The 2,192-nt window shown below is 70.2% G+C and carries 4 protein-coding genes; all 4 read right to left on the reverse strand.

The window, feature by feature from the left end:
- Positions 1 to 297 (reverse strand): DUF1416 domain-containing protein (locus CQZ88_RS13570; RefSeq protein WP_102799893.1); only part of this gene is annotated, 297 nt, incomplete at its 3' end.
- 2 nt (positions 298 to 299) lie between these two features.
- Complete coding sequence (locus CQZ88_RS13575) at positions 300 to 1,136, reverse strand: sulfurtransferase (protein ID WP_006936411.1); 837 nt, start codon at positions 1,134 to 1,136, stop codon at positions 300 to 302.
- 60 nt (positions 1,137 to 1,196) lie between these two features.
- Complete coding sequence (locus CQZ88_RS13580; RefSeq protein WP_029541494.1) at positions 1,197 to 1,664, reverse strand: DUF4395 domain-containing protein; 468 nt, start codon at positions 1,662 to 1,664, stop codon at positions 1,197 to 1,199.
- Between the two features lie 218 nt (positions 1,665 to 1,882).
- The coding region (locus CQZ88_RS13585) for a thioredoxin family protein (protein WP_146034306.1) at positions 1,883 to 2,192 on the reverse strand (310 nt) is incomplete at its 5' end.

Here is a 2,192-nt window from a genome sequence, read left to right on the forward strand (position 1 = left end):
GACCGTGACCTCGACGTGGTGGACGCCGGGGGCGGCCGGGCTCACGGCGACGTCACCGTTGCCACGGCCGGACAACGCGCGGACCTTCCAGTCGCCGGGCGCGGCGAAGAAGCGGAAGTCACCGGTGCCGGAGGCGACGACCTCGGCGGTGAACTCACCGGTGCCGTCGAGCAGGCGCACGAAGGCACCGCCGACCGGCTGGCCGTCGGCGTCGACGACACGGCCGGTCAGGACCGTCTCCTTCTCGACGTCCACGCCCGCGGGCAGGGTCTGGGACTGAACGGGTGCACCACACATGGTCAGCGAACCTCCAACTCGATCGGGGCTCCGACGAGCGAGCCGTATTCGACCCAGCTGCCGTCGTAGTTCTTGACGTTCTTCTTGCCGAGGATCTCCTGCAGCACGAACCAGGTGTGGCTCGAGCGCTCACCGATCCGGCAGTAGGCGATGGTCTCGCGGCTGTCGTCGAAGCCCTTCGCCCGGTAGAGGGCCTCGAGGTCGTCGTCCGACTTGAAGGTGCCGTCCTCGTTGGCGGTGGTGCTCCACGGAATGTTGATCGCACCCGGGACGTGGCCGCGCTGCTGGGCCTGCTCCTGCGGCAGGTGGGCCGGGGCGAGGATCCGGCCGGAGAACTCGTCGGGGGAGCGGACGTCGATGATGTTCTTGGTGCCGATCGCGTCGATCACCTCGTCGCGGAAGGCGCGGATCGAGTAGTCCGGCTCCTGCGCCTTGTACTCGGTGGCCGGGCGGGTGACCTCGTCCTTGGACAGCGGGCGTCCGTCGAGCTCCCACTTCTTGCGGCCACCGTCGATGAGCTTGACGTCCCGGTGCCCGTAGAACTTGAAGTACCAGTACGCGTAGGCGGCGAACCAGTTGTTGTTGCCGCCGTAGAGCACGACGGTGTCGTCGTCGGCGACGCCCTTCGCGGACAGCAGGGCGGAGAACTGCTCCCGGTTCAGGAAGTCGCGACGGACGCCGTCCTGCAGGTCCTTACGCCAGTCGAGCTTGATCGCGCCCTCGATGTGCCCGCCGTCGTAGGCTGCGGTGTCCTCGTCGACCTCGATGAACACGGTCTTCGGTGCGTGAAGGTTCTGCTCTGCCCAGTCTGCTGAGACCAGGACGTCGGAGCGAGCCATGGAGTTTCCTTTCGGTGTTGACACTCTCGGTCGAGTGGAACGGTGCGGAGGGAACGGTGGTCAGGCGGCGACGGCCCGGAACCTGGCCACGAGCGGGTAGATCGCGCAACCGAGGCACACCCCGAACGCGGCGTTGAGCAGCGCGGCGAACAGCGCGAACCCGGTGGCGACGAGACCGGCGAGGTCGGCGCCGAGGAGGAATCCGAAGGTGCCCACGGCGGCGAACACGAACCCGACGAGCTGCGCGAACCGCAGCGGGGCGACCGGTTCCTTCTCGGTGGGGGCGCCCAGCCGGGGCGCGACGAGCCGCGCGAAGAGCAGGCCGTAGGGGCTGCGGCGCGGGCCGAGGGCCGCACCGGCCGCGAACACCGCGGTCTGGACGGCGAGCAGTACGCCGGCCACCGTCGTCGAGACCGTCGCGACGGCCAGGACGACGACGAGGACGGCGGTGGTGATCCACGCCGCGAACCGGGGGCCGCGGACGTCTACCTGCTGACCCTGGCGGGCGGCGGGGGCGGTGGTGGACATGAGGGGTGCTCCTGCTGGGAGGGGACGCATGGGGGCGAACCGTCGCGGTGGCAACCGCGGGGATCACACCGGTGACGGCAGCGGATGCCGCGGAGACGGTCGGGCGTCTCGGCCGGGGTGATCAGCAGCAGGTACAGCAGAAGCCGCCGAGGCGGCACAGATCGACTGTGCGGCGTCGGGTGAGCATGAGCTCTCGGCAGGTCGACACGGCAGGCAGCTTAGCCGACGTCTCGACGGATCGGGGCCCAGGGGGTGCGCAGCGGCACCAGCGCGGCCCGCAGGTCCGCCGCGGCCGGCACCCCCGAAACCCGGTACCTTTCGGTGCCGGCGGCGTCGAACAGGAACGTCGTCGGCAGCGACAGCACGCCGAGTTCCCTTGCCAACTGCGGGTTCTCGTCGATGTCCAGTTCGAGGTCGCGGGGTGCCGGCAGCCCGTCGCCGGTGGCCGCGAGGTCGGCGACCACCTGAGCGACGACCCGGCGCACCGCGGCGCACGGTCCGCACCAGTCGGCGGAGAAGTGCAGCACC

The sequence above is a fragment of the Rhodococcus sp. ENV425 genome (genome assembly GCF_002887785.1).
GTDB classification, from domain to species: domain Bacteria; phylum Actinomycetota; class Actinomycetes; order Mycobacteriales; family Mycobacteriaceae; genus Rhodococcus; species Rhodococcus aetherivorans.

Coding starts and splice junctions, on each gene's coding strand:
- CQZ88_RS13575 (WP_006936411.1), bottom strand. CDS start 1,136: ATGGCTCGCTCCGACGTCCTGGTCTCAGCAGACTGGGCAGAGCAGAAC.
- CQZ88_RS13580 (WP_029541494.1), bottom strand. CDS start 1,664: ATGTCCACCACCGCCCCCGCCGCCCGCCAGGGTCAGCAGGTAGACGTC.